This window comes from Haloarcula sp. MBLA0138 (genome assembly GCF_055632455.1).
Genome location: NZ_CM145746.1, coordinates 942,649 through 959,168, shown reverse-complemented (window position 1 = coordinate 959,168; position 16,520 = coordinate 942,649). Strand labels below are relative to the sequence as shown.

Sequence of the window (16,520 nt, the reverse complement as noted above, 5' to 3'; positions counted from 1 at the left end):
ACAAAAGCCCACGCCCCGCGGCCGCTCAGAACTGCTCGGGTTCGGCCCGGGCGACGAAGCGCCGGACGACGGCGTACCCGGCGACGGCGACGACGCACATCCCGAGGACGTGCGCGTAGGTCGTCGCCGTCGGGCTGTCGACGGCCAGTTTCGCCGCCGTCGTCGCGGGGTGTTCGGGCAGGAGGACGGCCCCGCCGAACACCACCAGCGTCAGCACGGAGTACAGTAACTGTGCGGGCCGCCGGCGCTGGGTGGCGACGCCGAGGGCCATCCCGAGGGTCACCACGACGACGGCGACGGCCGTGACGAAGAGCAACAGCGCGGGCACGTTGGCGACGCGGATGCCGTTCGTCGACAGCAGGCCGACCCACAGCAGGGCCTGTGCGGGCGCGAGCAGCGTCATCCCGAGCGCCTTGCCGTCGACGATGTCGACGAGCGAGACGGGAGCGACCCGCAGCAGTTCGAGCGTCCCGCGCTCTATCTCCTCGGTGATTGTGTCGACGGCGACCGAGCCGCTGATAAACGGCGGGAGAAAGAGCAGGAGCGGCACCAACACCGTGTACGTGAACCCGAAGTAGGGGCTCGCGGCCACGTCGCGGGGCAGCGGGACCGGGGGGCGGTCCAGCGAGTCGGCGCGTTCGATGCGCTGCTGGCGTTCGAGGGCGTTCAGGACACCGCGTATCTCGACGACGACGAGCGTCGAGCGGATGCTCCCCTGTGGCGCTGTCGCTACCACGCTTATCCGCTGTCCGGACCCGTCGGCCGCGGCCACGTAGTCGCCGATGAGCAGGGCGTCGACCCGCCGGTCCTCGAAGGCCTGTCGGGCCGCGGTCCGGTCCTCGAAGGCGATACCGTCGGTGCTCTCGCGGCGCTCGACGGCCGCCTCCAGTTCGCCGCGGGCCTCGCCCGCGACGCCGATGTCCACGTCGGCCGTCGAGACCGACGCGGGGTCGTACAGCGATGTGAGGCCGACGACCAGAAACGAGGAGAAGCCGGCGACGAACAGCTGGATGAGCAGCGCCAGCACGATGGTCTTCTCGCGGGACAGCGACAGCACGTCCCGGCGGGCGACCACGAGGCGGGGGTCGCGCCACCACGAGCGCTCAGACAAGGGCGGTCACCACCGCGAAGTTGTAGGCGAAGTGCAGTAGGACCGCCCCGCCGAGGCCGGCGAGGTAGGCGGCACGGCCCCGCCGAGCGCCGACCGCCGACACCGTCGCGGTGACCGCGTGCAACGCCAGCGGGAGCAGGAAGAGGAGGCCGGCCAGCACCAGCGAGACGCCGGTCGGCGGCGTCGCCCCCTGCAGGGCGGCCTGTCCGATGGGGAGCGATTCGAGGTCGGCCAGCCGCGCAATGAGCAGGCCCTTCTCGGCGACGAAAAAGCCCAGTCCCGACAGCGCGCCGAGGCCGACGGCCGAGCGCAGCGTCCGCTCGTAGCGGGCGTGTGCGTAACCGGCGTAGACGTGGAGACTCTTGGCGACCTCCTCGACGACGGCGACCACCCCCAACACGAGGACGATGCCGAGCGTCTGGTTCGTCCCGAAGACGTTCAGCGACACCGAGTCCAACACGAACAGGAAGGCGATAGCAGCCAGTTCGGCGACGACGACGAAGGGGAGCAACACCGCGCTCATCTTCAGCGCGCTCCGACGGCTCTTGATACGGCCGGCCAGCGCGTCGAGCACTTTCAGCGGGATGGCCCGCTGGGTGAACATGTCCTCCTCGCGGTAGAGGCCCGCGCCCAGTCCGAACAGCACGAGCGCGGTGACCAGCGGCGGCAGCGTCGAGAACGCGAACTCGCCGAGGCCGACGGACTGACCGGTGAGGTCCATCACGACCAGCGTCAGCGGCGAGATGAGCGCGATGGGGGTCACGTCGGTGAAGATGGCCGGGACGAAGGCGTAGGAGGTCAGCGAGACGGTGATGGTGACCGTGACGAAGGTGAGTTCCTTGAACGAACGGGCGAACATCGCCCCACAGAACGTCGCCGCGAGGAACAGCAGGGCCAGCGGGAGGACCGCCAGCACGGCAATCGGGCTCCCGCTGGGCGCGATGCCGGAAAAGCGGAGTGCGCCGGTGATGACCGACGCGACGCCGACGGCCCCCAGCAGGTACGGCAGCGTCTTGCCGGCGATGATGTCGCCCCGCGAGGCCGGCGTCACGAGCAGGAGTTCCCCCCGGCGGTTCAGCCGCTCGGAGAGCATTGAGGAGCCGTACGCTTGGATGACGAAGTTCATCGGGACGATGTAGAGGAAGGCGAGCACCAGCGACTCGAAGGGGAACGGCGGCGAGATGTCGGCGGGGGTCCCGCTCTGGACGCTCCCGGTGAGGCGCGCACCGATGCCGCCGAGGTCCGCGCTGCCGCCGCCGGCGGTCCCGCCGCCCGCGCCGGCACCGCTTCCACCGGTCCCCCCGCCGGCGGTCCCGTCACCCCCGCCGTCCGCGCTCCCGTCGCTCGCGGTTCCGTCGCCGGCTCCGGGAGCGATGGTCTCGCCGGTCTGTTCGTCGTAGCGCAGCGTCACCTCGACGGGGAACGCCGCAGTCTGATTGTCGTCCCGGGCCATCCGCCGGTCGTTGTAGCGTTCGGTGCTGTCCCGGAACTCCGAGAGCGCCGCGCGCTGTTTGGGCGTCCGGGGGACGCTCCGGAGTCGCTCGCCGTCGAACAGCAGTTCCTGCTGGCCGCGCTCGACGGCGGTCGACGACGGCTCGCTGACGACGAACGTGTCGTCGTCGGCCGCGACGCCGTAGTACGGGCTGGACTGGTCGACGCCGACGCGGTAGATGCCGGCGTCCAGCCCTGCGCCGCCCCCCACTGCGACGGCGGCGACCGCGCCCATGGCGAGGACCGACAGCGCCATGACGGCGACGGTCCGCCGGTCGACGCCGCCGGCGTTTTTCGTCACCTCCCACTTCGCGACGCGGAGGAGCTTGTCGCCCTGCATCTACGCCGCGTCCTCCCCGACGTAGCGGGTGCCGGTCGTGCCCGACTCCGCGACGTTGAGGAACACCTCTTCGAGGCTGGATTCCTCGGTCCGGATGTCAACCACCTCGCCGCCGGCGTCCGCGGCGGCCGCGCGGGTCGACTCGACGGCGTCCATGCTCCCGACGACCCGACGGAAGTGGCCGTTCTCGCGGGCCGCGCCGGGCACCTCGACGGTCGTGTAGACGTGGTACTCCGTCTCGCCGTACTCGGCCTGCAGGGCGTCGAGGTCGCCCTGTGCCACCACCTGCCCCTCGTTCATGATGGCGACGCGGTCACAGATGGACTCGACGTGAAAGAGGTTGTGCGCCGAGAAGACGATGGTCTTGCCCTCGCGGGCCAGTTGCTCCGTGAACTCGATGACGTAGTTCGTCGTCAGCGGGTCCAGCCCGGAGGCCGGCTCGTCGTAGATGAGCACCTCCGGGTCGTTGATGAGCGAGCGGGCGATGGCGACCTTCCGTTTCATCCCCTTCGACATGTCGCCGAGCTTCCGGTCGCGGTGTTCCAGTTGCAGTTCGTCCAGCGTCTCGTGCATCCGCTCGTCGGCCACGTCGCCGGGCACGTCGTAGAGGTCGGCGAAGAACTGTAGGTACGAGACCGGCGTCATCTCCTCGTACAGCGGGGACTCCTCGGGGAGGAAGCCGAGCCGCCGGCGCATCTCCGTCGTCTCCACGTCGTAGCCAGCTATCTCCGCGTCGCCGCCGGTCGGCTCCAGCAGGCCCGCGAGCATCTTCAGCGTCGTCGTCTTGCCCGCCCCGTTCGGACCGATGATACCGAACACCTCGCCGCGGTCGACGCTGAACGAACTCCCCTCGACGGCGACGAACCCGCCGTACTCCTTCCGAAGCTCCCGGGCCTCTATCATTTCTCCGTTGCTTGTGCCCGAACGAACCTATAGCTTGGCTCCGCACTACGGACGCTGATAATCGGGTCCTACCGGCGAAAACGCCGCCCACGGCTGTCGAGAAAGGAACGTGGGAACGGAGAGCCACACCTCGTGGACGCGGCGACGCCGTGCTTACCGCTTGGCGACGCGGGCGTCCGATACCTTGTGGATGTCGTCGCCGATACCTGTCCCGTCGCAGTCCTCGCTGGGGCACCGGTAGTGCCACCCGTCCTCGGTGGCGGCCCGCTCGGTGAACCGCTCGCCACACTCGTCGCAGAACAGCTGACCGGCCGAACAGGTGTCCCGGTGGAGTTCCAGTTCCAGTTCGGTGCCGAACGCCTGTTTGCAGTTCCTGCAGGTGTGGGGCATAGTCGAACGTACATATCCGCATCTAATAACTACACCGGAACGTTCACGTCTCTCGGTTGAGTGCAGAGCGGCAAGCCGTCGGCCCGCCATCTTGCGGTCGTCGGCGCGACGGCGGCGGGGCGTGGACCCTGTTCCACGGTGCCGTGTGGTATGCTAGTGTGTGAACACGTCAGTCCTCGAACCGAACGTCGACGCGGGCACCGCCGGCGTCGCTCTCGCCGAGGTGTAACTCCCACCCGTGTGCCCGCGCCGCGGCGTCGGCGACGAACAGGCCGTACCCCTCGCCGTAGCGCGTCGTACTGTACCCCTGTTCGCGGATACGGTCGCGCTCGTCGGCGGGGAACCCGGGGCCGTCGTCGGCCACGTAGAAGCCGTCGGCGTCGTCGCCGACCGTCACCGTCACGTCGTCGCCGCCGTGGACCACGGCGTTCTCCAAGAGGCGTTCGAGGATGGCCCGGACGGTCTCGGGGCGCGCCTGCACCACGCCGGCGTCGTCAGTCACGAGCGTCGCTGCCTCCGTGCCGGCGCTCTGCCACGCGCGCTCGGCGGCGGCCGCGAGCGCCACCGCCTCCCGCTCGCCGTCGACCGGCGAACGGGCGACGCGACCCAGAGTAGACAGGTCGGTCAGCAGGGCGCCGACGCGGTCCAGCGACCGGTCGATAGCCTCGCCGTTGGTGTCGTCGACGTCGAGTAGTTCCATCCGGCCGGTGACGACGTTCAGTGGGTTCTTCGCGTCGTGGGACAGGTCGCTGCTCACGCGCTCCCACCACGCCGCGTCCCCGACCGAGCCGTCGCTGTCACTCATACCCACGTTTACGAAAACCGGGACCAAGAAACCGCGGGGTCGCGGCAGGTCCCCGTTCCGGGCCACAGGCGTGGCGACCGGGACGCCGATAGACTCACTCCGTTCGTCTATCGAGCCCCGCTCGGCTCCCAGCCGGTTGCAGCGAGAGCCGCTACAGCAGGTCCTCGATGTGGTCCGCCACTTCCTCCGGCGTGTCTCCGACCGGGACGCCGATAGGCTCGCCCGCTCGCCTATCGAGCCCCGCTCGGCTCGTCACGTCCTTCAAAGCGGAACTACAGCAGGTCCTCGATGTGGTCCGCCACTTCCTCCGGCGTGTCTCCGACCGGGACGCCGATAGGCTCGCCCGCTCGCCTATCGAGCCCCGCTCGGCTCGTCACGTCCTTCAAAGCGGAACTACAGCAGGTCCTCGATGTGGTCCGCCACTTCCTCCGGCGTGTCGCCGACCGGGACGCCGTTGTCTTCGAGCGCCGAAATCTTCGACTCGGCGGTGCCGGTGCCGCTACCCGAGACGATAGCGCCGGCGTGGCCCATCCGCTTGCCCGGCGGTGCCGTGCGGCCGGCGATGAAGCCGGCGACCGGCGTGTCCATGTGCTCGCCGATGTAGCGGGCGGCCTCCTCCTCGTCCTCGCCGCCGATTTCACCGCACATGGCGACGGCGTGGGTGTCGGGGTCGTTCTCGAACAGTTCGAGGGCGTCGATGAAGTCCGTCCCGATGATGGGGTCGCCGCCGATGCCGATGGCCGTCGACTGGCCGAGTCCGCGCTCGGTCAGATTGTCGACGACCTGATAGGTGAGCGTCCCCGACCGGGAGACGAGCCCGACGTTCCCCGACGAGAAGATGTTGCCCGGCAGGATGCCCAGTTTGGCGACGCCGGGCGTGATGAGGCCCGGACAGTTGGGCCCGACGAGGTGGGTGTCGGTCTCGCTCAGGCGGCGGTAGACCCGCGCCATGTCCTGCGTCGGGACGCCCTCGGTGATGGCGACCACGAGGTCGACGCCGTCGGCGTCGATGGACTCGAAGCAGGCGTCCGCGGCGAACGCCGGCGGGACGAACACGACGGAGGCGTTGGCGTCCTCCTCGCGGGCGGCCTGCTGGACGGTGTCGTAGACCGGGACGCCGGCGACCTCCTGGCCGCCCTTGCCCGGCACCGCGCCGGCGACGACGTTGGTGCCGTACTCCAGCATCTGCTCGGTGTGGAACTTCCCCTCACCGCCGGTGATACCCTGCACCACGACGCGCGTGTCTTCGTCGACTAGAACGGACATTATTCCTCCTCCTCCTCTTGGGCGTACTGGACCGCTCGCTGGACGGCGTCTTCGAGCGTGTGCTCGACCGTGACGAGGTCCTCGTTCAGAATCTCCATCCCCTCCTCGGCGTTGGTTCCGGCCAGCCGGACGGTGACGGGCTTGGGAATCTCGTCGAACTGCTCCAGCGCTTGGTTGATACCCTGTGCCACCTCGTCGCCCCGGGTGATGCCGCCGAAGATGTTGAACACGACCGAATCGACGTTGTCGTCGGAGAACACCATATCGAGGGCGTTGGCGATGCGGTCGGCCTTCGCGCCGCCGCCCACGTCGAGGAAGTTCGCCGGCGAACCGCCGTAGTGGTCCACGAGGTCGAGCGTCGTCATCACGAGGCCCGCGCCGTTGCCGATGATGCCGACGTTGCCCGACAGCCGGACGTAGTCGAAGCCGTACTCGTCGGCCTTCTGTTCGAGTTCGTCGCCGTCGGCCGCCTCCTCGCCCATCTCGGCGAGTTCGGGCTGGCGGAACAGCGCGTCGCCGTCGATGTTCATCACGGCGTCGGCGGCGATGACCTCGTCGTCGCTCGTTATCATCAGCGGGTTGACTTCGAGGTCGCTGCCGTCGCGGTCGTCCCAGAGCTGGTAGAGCGTGGTCAGGACGCTCGCCACGTCGTTCGCCACGTCGCGGTCGACGCCGGCCTCGTAGACGGCCTTCCGGGCCTGATACGGGTGCATCCCGAACGCGGGGTCGATGTGCTCCCGGGCGATGGCGTCGGGGTCCTCCTCGGCGACCTCCTCGATGTTGACGCCGCCTTTCGTCGAGACCATGGCGACGGGCTTGCCCTCGCCGCGGTCCATCGTCACGCCGACGTACAGTTCGTTGACGAAGTCGACGGCCTCCTCGACGAGCACCGTCGAGACGTGGTAGCCTTTGAGGTCCATCCCGAGGATGTCGTCGGCGGCCTCGCGGGCCTCCGCGGCGTCCTCGACCAGTTTGATGCCGCCGGCCTTGCCGCGGCCGCCGACGTGGACCTGTGCTTTGATAGCGACCGGATAGCCGATGTCCTCGGCCGCGTCGACGGCCTCGTCGACCGTCTTCGCCAGCTGCGATGCGGGTGTGGGGACGCCCGCGTCGGCGAAGACCTGCTTCGCCTGGTATTCGTGCAAGCGCATGTCATGCGGACAGCCGAGCGGTGGCGGTTTAAATCCGTCTTTCTCGGTCGCGCTGGCCGGTGCCCGTACCGCCGGGTCTTCGTCGAACGTCGAGAAATCCACCGTCGCCGCCGACAGACACCCACTCGTGTCGGGGCTGCAGTCACAACGTCTGTCAGGGCCGCCCGCCGCCACTGACGGCCGCTCTGACCCGGAGGACCGCGGCACCGCCCAGCAAAAGCGCCTGATGGAGCGCCGCGCCGAGCGCGACAGCGCCCGCGACGCTGGCGGCGACGAGCCACGCCGGCGCGCCCCGGGAAAGGAGCACCGCGAGGACGACGACGCCGGCCATCGCGCCGTTGCGCAGGGCGTAGTACGCCTCGGCGCGCAGTAGCGTCGCGGCGCTGGCCTCGGCGGCGTCGCCGTTCACCAGCCTGTCGTAGCACATAGTCCGCTCTGGGGTCGCTGTCGACTTAAACCGTCGGGCCACCGCGGAGTCGGGACCGATAGAGACACCGGCTGGCCGGGCGTACGGCCGGCCGTGACCGACGACTACGCGGCGACCATCGACGACGTGGCGGCGGCCGTCCGCGGAGCCGACACCGTCGCCGCGCTGACCGGCGCGGGCGTCTCCACGGCCTCTGGAATCCCCTCCTTTCGCGGCGACGACGGCGTCTGGGAACGGTTCGACCAACAGAGCTTCCACCGGCGGCGCTTCGACGCCGACCCCGTGGGGTTCTGGCGCGACCGGGTGGAACTGCGGGCGGCCCTCTACGGCGACGTGGACCCCGAACCCAACGCCGCCCACGAGGCGCTGGCCGAACTGGAGGCCGGCGGCCACCTCGACGCCGTCGTCACGCAGAACGTCGACGGCCTCCACGGGGACGCCGGGAGCGAGCGCGTCGTCGAACTCCACGGCACCAACCGGCGGGTCGTCTGTGACGACTGCGGCGAGCGGACCGCGGCCGACCCGGTGTTCGAGCGCGCGGCCGACGGCGACGTGCCGCCGCGGTGTTCGTGTGGCGGCGTCTACAAGCCCGACGTGGTGCTGTTCGGCGAGTCGCTGCCCGACGCGGCGATGAGCAAGGCCCAGCGGCTCGCACAGGACAGCGACGTGTTCCTCGCGGCCGGGTCGTCGCTGTCGGTCAACCCGGCCGCGCTGTTGCCCCGCGTCGCCGCTCGCTCTGGCGGGCGGCTCGTCGTCGTGAATCTGGAGTCGACGCCGCGGGACGGGGACGCGACCGACGTACTCCGGGCGGACGTGACGGACGTGTTGCCCCGCGTCGCCGCGGCCCTCGCGTGACTACAGTTCGACGCCGCCGGGGATGAGACTGCGCTGGCGGCGGAGGCTCCCGTCGGGGTCGTAGACCAGCAGCGTCTCCATCTCGTAGACGAGTGACTTCCCGCCGCCGTCGGTCAGTCGGACCGCGTAGCGGCCGTCGTCGCGGGCCTGTGCGGCGTCGACGAGCGCGGCGACGGCGTCGGCCGCCACGTTGGCTTCGAGGACGAAATCGCCCGTCAGGCGGTCGGTCAGCGAGAGGACGCCGGCGTCCGCGTCGGGCTGGCGGCGGAAGGTCACGTCCACCTCGTCGGCGTCGAGCGTGCCGCCCGCGGCTGTCGTGAGGCGCTCGCGTAGCTCTCCCGACGGCCCGCCGTAGTCGATAACGACCGTGGGTGTGCCGCCGTCGTCGGGCTCGCTCCGAACGTCGACCGTGAAGTAGTCGCGCCTCATTCCGGTACTGACGACTACGCCGTCCGTCGCAAAGAACGTAACGGCGACGGCACCGAATCGGGGGCGTCCACGCCGAGTTCCGCCGGCCCCCATCGGTAGCTTTTACCGGATCGCCGGCGCGCACTCGGACAGGATGGCGTGGGTGAAATCAGAGTACGCGGGGGAACTCGCCGTGCTGTCGACGTGGCTGGTCGCGCTGGCCCCGTGGTCGGTGTCGGTGTTCGAACTCTCCGGGCTGACGGTGGTCGCGCTGCGCTTTCTCCCCTTCCGCCTGCAGTACATCTTCGGCGCGACGCTGGACGGCGAGCGCCCGTTCCTGTGGGCGTGGGAGGTCGCCGGCTTCCAGTCGTCGGCCGAACTCGCGCTCGCGGGCGACCTCGGGCTGGCCGCGCTGGCCGTCTTCGCGGTGCCGTTCGGGCTGAGCCTCTACTACTACTTCGAGGAGGAGCGGGTCGCCGCCGCCCTGCCGGCCGACCCGGTCCGGCTGTTCGGCGGGCTGTTGGGCGCGGTCGCTCTCCTCACACTCGGCGCTACGGCCCTGTTCGTCCGGTACTTCCCGGGCGTCACGGTGCCGGTCGGGAGCGCGCTCGCCCTGTTGTTCGCCGCACTGCTGGCGACCGTCGACCGGACGTGAGCGTGACGACCGGTGAGCAGTCGAGCGGGTTTAAGTAGCTGTGTCCCATATCCGCGACAAGCTTCGCGTTTCACCGTCGCCTTACCGATGTCCGACCCAGAAACTCCCGCCCCCGGCGACGTCGTCGACGACCCGCTGGGCCACATCCGAGCGTGGCTCTCGCGGACGGCGACGATGCTGTCGGGGTCGGCCGTCCCGACCTCGAACTACGACCCCGAGAGACACGGGTCACTGGTCTCGTTCGACGGCGTCGAGGGGTACCCCGAGGAGGTCGAGCGCTACTGGCTCAACGCCCCGTTCGCGTTCGTCTCCATCAGCCGCGACCCCGAGCGCGACGAACACGTCTACCACGTCGTCGAGCCGTCGCTGACCGACATCGAGGAGGAGCTTCTCGACCGCCTGTTCGACGACGTCCGCGGCCCGCTCATCTACCGCGAGGAGGTCGATACGGACCCCGAGCGGGCCCTCGCCGAGGAACTGCGTGCCCGACTGGAGGAGTACGGCGTCGTCGTCGAGCCCGAGACGTACTACCGGCTGTACTACTACCTCTATCGCTCCTTCCTCGGCTACGGCCACATCGACCCGCTGATGCACGACCCGGGTATCGAGGACATCTCCTGTGACGGGGCGAACCTCCCCATCTTCGTCTACCACGACCAGTACACCGATATCGAGACGAACATCGTCTACGGCGAGGAGGAACTGGACAGCTTCGTCATCCAACTCGCACAGCGGTCGGGCCGGCACGTCTCCGTCTCGGACCCCGTGGTGTCGACGACGCTTCCGGACGGTTCCCGCATCGAACTCGCGCTGGGCGAGGAGGTCACGCCCCGCGGGTCCGCGTTCACCATCCGGAAGTACGCCGACGAGCCGTTCACGCCCATCGACCTGCTGGAGTACGGCACCTTCTCGCTTGAGATGCTGGCGTACCTCTGGCTCGCCATCGAGTCCAACAAGTCGCTCATCTTCGCCGGCGGGACGGCCGCGGGCAAGACCACCTCGATGAACGCGCTGGCGATGTTCATCCCGCCCCGGTCGAAGGTGCTGACCATCGAGGACACCCGCGAGCTGTCGCTGTACCACGACAACTGGCTCTCGGCGGTCACCCGCGAACGGCTGGACGACTCCGACATCACGATGTACGACCTCCTGCGGTCGGCGCTGCGTCACCGCCCCGAGTACATCGTCGTCGGCGAGGTTCGTGGCGAGGAGGCCATCACGCTGTTTCAGGCGATGAACACCGGCCACACGACGTTTTCGACGATGCACGCCGACTCGGTCCAGACGGTCATCAACCGGCTGGAGAACGAACCCATCAACGTCCCGCGGCCGATGGTCCAGAGCCTCGACGTCCTCTGTGTGCAGGTGTTGGCCCGCTCGGACGACCAGCGGGTCCGCCGGGCCAAGACCCTCGCCGAAATCGAGGGCATCGACCAGCGGACCGGCGAACTCGACTACTCGAACACCTACTCGTGGCGGGCTACCGCCGACACCTTCACCGAGAACAACAGCGAGCTCTTGGACGAGATTCGACAGGAGCGCGGGTGGAGCCAGTCGGAACTCCGCCGGGAGCTGAACCACCGCGAGCGGTTCCTCGAGTACCTCCACGAGGAGGGGGTCAGCGACTACCGGCGGTTCACCGCGATGGTCAACAAGTACTACGCCGACAAGGACGAGGTACTCGAGAACATCGGCGTCACGGCCCGGGCCTGACATGGCGCTGAACCCGCTCGGACTGGCACCGCTCGCGGTCGTCTTCGCTATCCTCGTCGTGGTGCTGTACGGCGGCGCGAACCCCTCGTTCGACCGACAGCTGACCCGGTTCGCGCGCCGCCTGTTCGGCCGCTACGTCAAGCCCTCGGAGGAGCGCGAGCGCCGCCTCGAAGCGGCCTACATCAGCCAGACCTACCGGGGCTACGCGGCCCGAACGTTCCTGTTCACGGGGCTGGGTGCCGTCGGCGGCGCGGTCGCCGGGGCCTACCTCGTCGGCGGGTTCCTGCTGGCCGTGCCGGCCATCGTCGACTTGCTGATGGGGTTGCCGCCGACGATGGTCGCCGCGCTGGGCATCCGTGGCTTCGAACTCGTCCTGACACCGGACCAGACGCTGTTCGTCCTCGTGGGCAGCGGCTTCGCGGGCGGTCTCGTGACGGCCGCCCTGACATACGTGTTGCGGTGGGAACTCCCCAAGGACACGGCCGATGTCCGCCAGCGGAACATCGACGAGGGGATGCCCCGCACCCTCGCGTTCATGTACGCGCTCTCGCGGGGCGGGATGTCGTTTCCCGACGTGCTCCGGACGCTGGCCCGCAACGACGAGATATACGGCGACGCCGCGCGGGAGGTCGGGGTCGCCGTCCGGCAGATGGACCTGTTCGGCCGGGACATGATAACGGCGCTCAGACACGTCTCGCGGCGCACGCCCAGCGAGCAGTTCAAGACGTTCACCGAGAACCTCTCCAGCGTCCTCCAGAGCGGGCAGTCGCTGTCGTCGTTCCTGCAGGACCAGTACCAGCGCCACCAGTCCGAGGCCGCGGAGCGCCAAGAGGAACTGCTCGAACGGCTGGCGACCATCGCCGAGGCGTACGTCACCGTCTTCGTCGCGGCCGTCCTGTTTCTCATCACCATCCTGCTCGTGTTCGGGCTGACGACGACGGACACGCTCTGGCTCCTGCAACTGCTCGCGTACCTCGTCATCCCGCTGGCGAACGTCGGTTTCATGGTGTATCTGGACCAGAAGCTCGACGCCTTGGGCATCGGCGGCGGCGGGACGACGGACGTACTCGACCGCCTCGAGACGACGACCCACGGCGTCCCGGCGGCGACCCGGAGCCGGCGGGGGCTCGCCGACGGCGGCGTCGTTCCGGGAGTCGACGCGAACTGGGCGCGCCTGCGGTTCCACGACCGACTGCGCTGGCTCACCGAGACGCTGCGGTCGCCGCTACGGTCGCTGCTGTGGCACCCCACCCGCGTCCTCTACGTCGCCGTCCCGGTGGCCGTCGTCGCCTTCCTCGTCCGGTCGCCGGCCGCGTTCCAGACCCAGAGCGTGAACGTCCGGCTGCTCGACGACTTCGCCGTCCAGTCGCTGCTGTTGGTGCTCGCCAGCTTCGCCGCCGTCCGGTACGTCTACCGGCGGCGCATCGACCGCATCGAGGAGGCGACGCCGGAACTGCTCGAACGGCTGGCGAGCCTCAACGAGGCCGGGATGACCGTCGTCGAGAGCGTCCGCCGGGTCCGGGGCAGCGACATCGGCGTCCTGACGCCCGAGGTCGACCACATCTGGGCGGACATCGAACTGGGCGCGAACGTCGACGACGCACTGATTCGGTTCGGTCGCCGAATCAGGACGACGGCGGTGACCCGCGTCGTGATGTTGCTGACGAACGCGATGTACGCCTCCGGACAGCTCGGTCCAGTCCTGCGAATCGCGGCCACGCAGGCCCGCTCGGACCTGCGCCTTCGCAAGCGCCGGCGGCGACAGATGTTCACCTACCTCGTGGTCATCTACATCTCGTTTCTGGTCTTTCTGGTCATCATCGTCGCGGTTCAGGAGGTGCTGGTGCCGAGTCTCCCCTCCAGCGTGCCGACTCCCGACTCGTCGAACCGGCTGGGCGTCGGCGTCGAGCAGTTCGCCCGGCTCGGGCAGGTCGACAAGGCCGCCTACACGCTCGTGTTCTTCCACACGGCCATCGTGCAGGCCATTCTGACGGGGTTCATCGGCGGCCAACTCGGCGAGGGGACGCTCCGAGACGGCGCGAAACACGCGGCGATTCTGCTGGGCGTGGCCTACGCGGCATTCGTGTTGCTGTCCTCGCCGGTCGCCTCGTTGGCCGTCGAGCAGCCCGCCGTCGACGGCGACCAGTTGACCGTCGACTCCGCCTCGCTGTCCAGCGGGGGGTACGTCGTCGTCCACGAGTTCGAGGCCGACGGCAGGGTGCTGGGGGCGACCGGCTACCTCGAACCCGGGACCCACGACGACGTGACCGTCCAACTGAACGGCGAGCCCCCGCCGGGACGGCGGCTGGTACTCGTCGTCCATCAGGAGACCAACGACAACGAGCGCCTCGACTACGACTTCGAGGTGCCGACGGGGTCGCCGGACCAGCCGTACCCCGCTAGCGGGCAGAGCGAGTCAGTCACCGTCACGCTGACCGTCGAGTGACGCTGGGTTTACGGTCCGCAACCGGGTACCGTGGGGTGATGGAGTTCGCAGCCTTCGCCGAGCGCGCCGCCGACATCGAGAGCGAGAGCGCCGACACCGCCGTCACCGAGGGCGTGACGGCGCTGTTCGCGGCGAGCGAGGGCGAACTCGATACGGTCGCCCGGTTCGTGCAGGGACGCGTCTTCCCCGCCCACGACTCCGCGACGCTCGACGTGGGACCGCGGCTGTGTTACGAGGCCATCGCGCGGGCCGCCGGCCGGAACGTCGACGCCGACGACGTGGAGGCGCGCCTCGCCGACCGCGGGGAGATAGGCGACGTGGCCGCGAGCTACGACTTCGGCGGTCAGCGGGGGCTGGGCGCGTTCGGGGCCGACGGCGACGAGTCGCTCACGGTCGGCGAGGTCGACGCCGCGCTCCGGGAACTGGCGGCCGCCGACGGTGACGGGAGCCGCGCGACCAAGGTCGACACGCTCTTTGGCCTGTTCAACCGCTGCCGGCCCGACGAGGCCCGGTACCTCGCCCGTCTCGTCCTCGCCGAGATGCGTATCGGCGTCGGCGAGGGGACCGTCCGCGACGCCGTCGCCGCGGCGTTCGACGTGCCCGTCGAGACCGTCGCCCGCGCGCTGCAGGTGTCGAACGACTACGGCCACGTCGCCGAGGTGGCCCGCGAGGCGGGCGCTGACGGGCTGGCCGACATCGCGCTGGAAGTCGGGCGGCCGGTGCAGGCGATGCTCGCACAGGCCGGCACTGTCACGGGCGCGCTGGAGGACTGGGAGCGGGCGGCCGTCGAGTGGAAGTACGACGGCGCGCGGGTACAGGTCCACTACGACGGCGACAGCGCCCGCGTCTTCTCCCGGAACATGGAGGAGGTGACCGACCCCCTTCCGGAGGTCGTCACGACCGTCGAGGAGTCGCTGTCGGTCCCCGCCATCGTCGACGGCGAGGTCGTCGCCGTCGACGATACCGGTGACCCGCTGCCCTTTCAGGAGGTGTTGCGCCGGTTCCGGCGCAAGCACGACGTGGCCCGCGCCCGGGAGGAGGTGACCGTCCGCCTGCAGGCGTTCGACTGCCTGCACGCCGACGGCGAGGACCTGCTGGACGCGACGCTCCGGGAGCGCCACGCCGCGCTGTCGTCGCTGTTTCCCGACGGGAGCGGCGTCGTCTCGACCCTACACCTGACCGACGACGCCGAGGAGATAGCGGCCGTCGAGCGCGCGGCGCTGGACGCCGGCCACGAGGGCATCATGCTGAAAGCCCCCGACGGGAGCTACACGCCGGGCAAGCGCGGGCGGCGCTGGCGCAAGCGCAAGCCCGACGTTGAGACGCTGGACTGCGTCGTCACCGGCGCGGAGTGGGGCGAGGGCCGCCGGGCGAACGTCCTCGGCACGTTCGAACTCTCGCTCCGGACCGACGACGGGTACGCGACGGTGGGCAACGTCGCCACCGGCGTCACCGACGCCGAACTCGACGACCTGACCGAGCGCCTCGAACCCCACGTCACCGCCGAGGACGGGCGGGACGTGTCTCTCGACCCCGCCGTCGTCTTCGAGGTGGGCTACGAGGAGATACAGGCCTCGTCGACGTACGCCTCCGGGTACGCGCTCCGCTTCCCCCGCTTCGTCGCCGTCCGTGAGGACAAGCCACCGGCCGAGGCGGACTCGCTGGACCGTGTCGAGCGGCTTGCCGACCGGCAGTAGAAGCAGCTACCGGCCGGCGCACCGGACCGACACGCGTATGTCGCCGCTGGCAGTAGCCGCCGGCATGACCGTCCGACACGACGACATCACCGCGGAGTGGCTCGGATACGCCACGCTCAGACTCGAAGGCGACGACACCGTCGTCTACATGGACCCCGGCCGCTACGGCGTCCTGACGGGTGAGTGGGAGCCCTACGACGAGGACGCCGACCACCCGCCGGCCCGCGAGTACGCCCCGAACGACGGCGACGTGGTCTTGGTGACCCACGTCCACCACTACGACCCCGACGGCATCCGCCGGGTCGCCAAGGACGATGCCACCGTCGTCGCCTTCGAGGGCATCGACGTCCACCAGTCCGACCGCGACCTCGACCGCGTCGCCACCCTCGACTACGACGTGCGCGAGGTGTCGATGGAGGACGAACTCGTCGTCGACGACGTGCCCGTCTGGACGGTGCCGGCGTTCAACCACGCGGACGGCCCGCACGTGAAAGCCGACGGCACGCCCCACCACCCGAAGGGTATCGGCTGTGGCTACCTCCTCTCGCTCGCCGGGACACGCGTCTTCTGGACCGGCGACACCGACGTACTGGAGGGCCACGCCGAACTCGACGTGTCGCTGTTTGTCCCCTCCATCGCCCAGAGTTACACGATGGACCGCCACGGTGCGGCCGAACTCGCCGCGGCGATGGACCCCGACCTCGTACTCCCTATCCACTACAACACGTTCGAGAAACTCGGGGCCGATAGTGGGGCGTTCGCCCGCGACGTGGCGAAACGCGGCGTCCCGGTTGTCCTCGACGAGTCCTGACGGGCGGGACGGGAGAGCGCGGCCGACGGGTGCGGCCGTCCGACCGCTGTC

15 protein-coding genes are annotated in these 16,520 nt (G+C 69.6%); 6 read left to right on the top strand and 9 right to left on the bottom strand.

Annotation, left to right across the window (positions count from 1 at the left end; genetic code table 11):
- Positions 1–25: 25 nt before the first annotated feature.
- The 8 genes from ACV7JO_RS04905 to ACV7JO_RS04870 all read right to left on the bottom strand — a co-directional run bounded on the left by ACV7JO_RS04905 (position 26) and on the right by ACV7JO_RS04870 (position 7,884).
- Positions 26–1,111, bottom strand: a complete 1,086-nt coding sequence (locus ACV7JO_RS04905; RefSeq protein ID WP_470355227.1) for an ABC transporter permease — start codon at positions 1,109–1,111, stop codon at positions 26–28.
- Positions 1,104–2,942, bottom strand: coding sequence for an ABC transporter permease family protein (locus tag ACV7JO_RS04900; RefSeq protein WP_470355226.1), 1,839 nt, complete (start codon positions 2,940–2,942; stop codon positions 1,104–1,106). The genes ACV7JO_RS04905 and ACV7JO_RS04900 overlap by 8 nt, the downstream gene beginning before the upstream one ends.
- Positions 2,943–3,845, bottom strand: coding sequence for an ABC transporter ATP-binding protein (locus tag ACV7JO_RS04895; RefSeq protein ID WP_470355225.1), 903 nt, complete (start codon positions 3,843–3,845; stop codon positions 2,943–2,945).
- Between the two features lie 153 nt (positions 3,846–3,998).
- Complete coding sequence (locus ACV7JO_RS04890; RefSeq protein WP_470355224.1) at positions 3,999–4,235, bottom strand: HVO_2901 family zinc finger protein; 237 nt, start codon at positions 4,233–4,235, stop codon at positions 3,999–4,001.
- 169 nt (positions 4,236–4,404) lie between these two features.
- Positions 4,405–5,040 carry a sensor histidine kinase gene (locus tag ACV7JO_RS04885; protein WP_470355223.1) on the bottom strand — a complete coding sequence of 212 codons (636 nt, stop codon included), beginning with the start codon at positions 5,038–5,040 and terminating at the stop codon, positions 4,405–4,407.
- A 393-nt stretch (positions 5,041–5,433) separates the two neighbouring features.
- The gene (sucD, locus tag ACV7JO_RS04880) at positions 5,434–6,306 is read right to left on the bottom strand and encodes a succinate--CoA ligase subunit alpha (RefSeq protein ID WP_470355222.1); all 873 of its coding nucleotides are present in this window, start codon (positions 6,304–6,306) and stop codon (positions 5,434–5,436) included.
- Complete coding sequence (gene sucC, locus ACV7JO_RS04875; RefSeq protein WP_470355221.1) at positions 6,306–7,457, bottom strand: ADP-forming succinate--CoA ligase subunit beta; 1,152 nt, start codon at positions 7,455–7,457, stop codon at positions 6,306–6,308. Before sucC ends, sucD begins: the two co-directional genes overlap by 1 nt.
- Before the next feature lie 154 nt (positions 7,458–7,611).
- Entirely contained in the window at positions 7,612–7,884 is a 273-nt protein-coding gene (locus ACV7JO_RS04870; protein ID WP_470355220.1) for a hypothetical protein, read from the bottom strand.
- A 93-nt stretch (positions 7,885–7,977) separates the two neighbouring features.
- On the opposite strand from ACV7JO_RS04870, the gene ACV7JO_RS04865 reads away from it, so the two are divergent.
- A complete protein-coding gene (locus ACV7JO_RS04865; RefSeq protein WP_470355219.1) occupies positions 7,978–8,739 on the top strand; it encodes an NAD-dependent protein deacylase in 762 nt (253 codons plus the stop codon).
- Here ACV7JO_RS04865 and ACV7JO_RS04860 read toward each other — a convergent pair whose 3' ends face one another.
- The gene (locus ACV7JO_RS04860) at positions 8,740–9,168 is read right to left on the bottom strand and encodes a DUF5793 family protein (protein WP_470355218.1); all 429 of its coding nucleotides are present in this window, start codon (positions 9,166–9,168) and stop codon (positions 8,740–8,742) included.
- A 133-nt stretch (positions 9,169–9,301) separates the two neighbouring features.
- On the opposite strand from ACV7JO_RS04860, the gene ACV7JO_RS04855 reads away from it, so the two are divergent.
- The 5 genes from ACV7JO_RS04855 (at position 9,302) to ACV7JO_RS04835 (ending at position 16,469) form a co-directional block, all read left to right on the top strand.
- Positions 9,302–9,802, top strand: coding sequence for a TIGR04206 family protein (locus tag ACV7JO_RS04855; protein ID WP_470355217.1), 501 nt, complete (start codon positions 9,302–9,304; stop codon positions 9,800–9,802).
- An 87-nt stretch (positions 9,803–9,889) separates the two neighbouring features.
- On the top strand, positions 9,890–11,515 hold the full coding sequence (locus ACV7JO_RS04850) for a type II/IV secretion system ATPase subunit (RefSeq protein WP_470355216.1): 1,626 nt from the start codon (positions 9,890–9,892) through the stop codon (positions 11,513–11,515).
- Position 11,516: 1 nt separating this feature from the next.
- The gene (locus ACV7JO_RS04845) at positions 11,517–13,961 is read left to right on the top strand and encodes a type II secretion system F family protein (protein WP_470355215.1); all 2,445 of its coding nucleotides are present in this window, start codon (positions 11,517–11,519) and stop codon (positions 13,959–13,961) included.
- A gap of 38 nt (positions 13,962–13,999) precedes the next feature.
- A complete protein-coding gene (gene ligA, locus ACV7JO_RS04840) occupies positions 14,000–15,658 on the top strand; it encodes an ATP-dependent DNA ligase LigA (protein WP_470355214.1) in 1,659 nt (552 codons plus the stop codon).
- Positions 15,659–15,722: 64 nt separating this feature from the next.
- Entirely contained in the window at positions 15,723–16,469 is a 747-nt protein-coding gene (locus ACV7JO_RS04835; protein ID WP_470355213.1) for an MBL fold metallo-hydrolase, read from the top strand.
- Positions 16,470–16,520 lie beyond the last annotated feature (51 nt).

Bases quoted from the DNA above. Each gene is read 5' to 3' on its own strand.
- ACV7JO_RS04900 (WP_470355226.1), bottom strand. From the start codon at position 2,942: ATGCAGGGCGACAAGCTCCTCCGCGTCGCGAAGTGGGAGGTGACGAAA.
- ACV7JO_RS04895 (WP_470355225.1), bottom strand. From the start codon at position 3,845: ATGATAGAGGCCCGGGAGCTTCGGAAGGAGTACGGCGGGTTCGTCGCC.
- ACV7JO_RS04890 (WP_470355224.1), bottom strand. From the start codon at position 4,235: ATGCCCCACACCTGCAGGAACTGCAAACAGGCGTTCGGCACCGAACTG.
- ACV7JO_RS04885 (WP_470355223.1), bottom strand. From the start codon at position 5,040: ATGAGTGACAGCGACGGCTCGGTCGGGGACGCGGCGTGGTGGGAGCGC.
- sucD (WP_470355222.1), bottom strand. From the start codon at position 6,306: ATGTCCGTTCTAGTCGACGAAGACACGCGCGTCGTGGTGCAGGGTATC.
- sucC (WP_470355221.1), bottom strand. From the start codon at position 7,457: ATGCGCTTGCACGAATACCAGGCGAAGCAGGTCTTCGCCGACGCGGGC.
- ACV7JO_RS04870 (WP_470355220.1), bottom strand. From the start codon at position 7,884: ATGTGCTACGACAGGCTGGTGAACGGCGACGCCGCCGAGGCCAGCGCC.
- ACV7JO_RS04860 (WP_470355218.1), bottom strand. From the start codon at position 9,168: ATGAGGCGCGACTACTTCACGGTCGACGTTCGGAGCGAGCCCGACGAC.
- ACV7JO_RS04855 (WP_470355217.1), top strand. From the start codon at position 9,302: ATGGCGTGGGTGAAATCAGAGTACGCGGGGGAACTCGCCGTGCTGTCG.
- ACV7JO_RS04850 (WP_470355216.1), top strand. From the start codon at position 9,890: ATGTCCGACCCAGAAACTCCCGCCCCCGGCGACGTCGTCGACGACCCG.
- ACV7JO_RS04845 (WP_470355215.1), top strand. From the start codon at position 11,517: ATGGCGCTGAACCCGCTCGGACTGGCACCGCTCGCGGTCGTCTTCGCT.
- ligA (WP_470355214.1), top strand. From the start codon at position 14,000: ATGGAGTTCGCAGCCTTCGCCGAGCGCGCCGCCGACATCGAGAGCGAG.
- ACV7JO_RS04835 (WP_470355213.1), top strand. From the start codon at position 15,723: ATGACCGTCCGACACGACGACATCACCGCGGAGTGGCTCGGATACGCC.